This is a genomic window from Paenibacillus sp. 01T422 (assembly GCF_056398785.1).
The window spans coordinates 1-1,413 of the sequence record NZ_JBFTQB010001239.1; the positions used below are offsets into that span (position 1 = coordinate 1).

2 protein-coding genes are annotated in these 1,413 nt (G+C 42.9%); both read right to left on the minus strand.

Annotated elements, in window-relative coordinates:
* The coding region (locus AC1DUA_RS37560) for an SDR family NAD(P)-dependent oxidoreductase (protein WP_477504565.1) at nucleotides 1–418 on the minus strand (418 nt) is incomplete at its 3' end.
* Between the two features lie 177 nt (nucleotides 419–595).
* Nucleotides 596–1,413, minus strand: an 818-nt coding sequence (locus AC1DUA_RS37565; protein ID WP_477504566.1) for a 5,10-methylenetetrahydrofolate reductase, incomplete at its 5' end; no start/stop codon positions are given.

Here is a 1,413-nt window from a genome sequence, read left to right on the forward strand (position 1 = left end):
TCTTCATCCGGTCAATGAGCAGCGTCGTTAGCAGGAAGGGTGCGAGATGGTTGACCGCCCAAGTCTTCTCGATGCCATCCTTGGTCATAATCCGCTTAACGAACATCGCTCCGGCGTTATTAATCAGCACATCAATTCGGGAGCACCGAGACAAAATATCAGAGGCAACGCTGCGAATCGACCGCTGATCAGTCAGGTCTGCCAAGAAGACGTCCACTTTCGTTTTGCCCCCGGTTAGCGCCACAATCAGTTCGACAGTCTCCTTCGCCTTGGCCTGATTCCGCGCCACAATCCCCAAGTTGGCTCCTCGAACCGCCAGTTCTTTGGCCGCCGCAAGCCCGATGCCGCTGGTTGCTCCCGTAATGAGCACATATTTCCCCTGCACACTCCACGGATTATTTTGCAATTTTTCCATCATAATCTGACCCCTTCCAAGTTGAATGAATGATTCATTCATTTATTGATTTCATATTACCCCCACATTCTGGGAATGTCAATCGGTCAAACTCGTTAATTTTCAAAAACCCAAAATGGAGCAAGCCTGCCGCGGCAGAACTGCTCCATTTTGGGTTAGATTGCGCTAAGTTCACGTAAATTACAGGAGTGAAGTTAGTGCATTTCTTTTCAATTTCTTGTCCAACATAGATCTTATGTCTCTAACGAGTTGGACAGATGCCTCTATCTCTACTTTCCTTGTTGAGACACTTTCAACACTACATCCAATAGGAATTCCTTTTTCCAATGCAAAATCTAAAATCTCTTCAAAAATACCCAGAGACAATTTCAATGATTTGTCCAGTACATCTTTTGAATATTTCAATTCATTCTCTAGCCATGTCGGTATACTGATTCCTAACCATTTCATGAATTCTAACGTTTTCTCGGAGCCGCACGGCGCAACATTGAATAAAATGGGCACCATTTCTAAGCCATTATTAGTATAGTAATAATAGTAATCGGACAAGAAATTTTTCGATGCCTCCACATTATATGTTGCTTGTGATACAAAAAAGGCACATCCGTTTTGGGTCTTACTATTCACTCGTAAGTGCTCATCATTTTTTTTCATATGCCGTTCAGGGATGACAACTCCCCCAAAAGTTAAATTGTTATTTAAACTCTTGCTTAGGCTATAAGCATCAGGAAGTTCCAAGTTAATCGCCTGCTTGCTTGAAGAGGCCCCTACGTATACGGAATATCTATCCCGATCCCTGTCGGCTTTTACCCATTCTACGAACTGCTCTTCACTATATCTTCCCACGCAACGATAAATGATTTGGGGAACTCGTAAATGATTTAAATATTCATCGCTATAAGTTGCAGGATCCATCGTTGGCAAATACGGAAATGGCCTTTGCTGTTCAACACGATCCGTTTCTTCCTGAACATCATAAAGGATTAATGCATCTATAT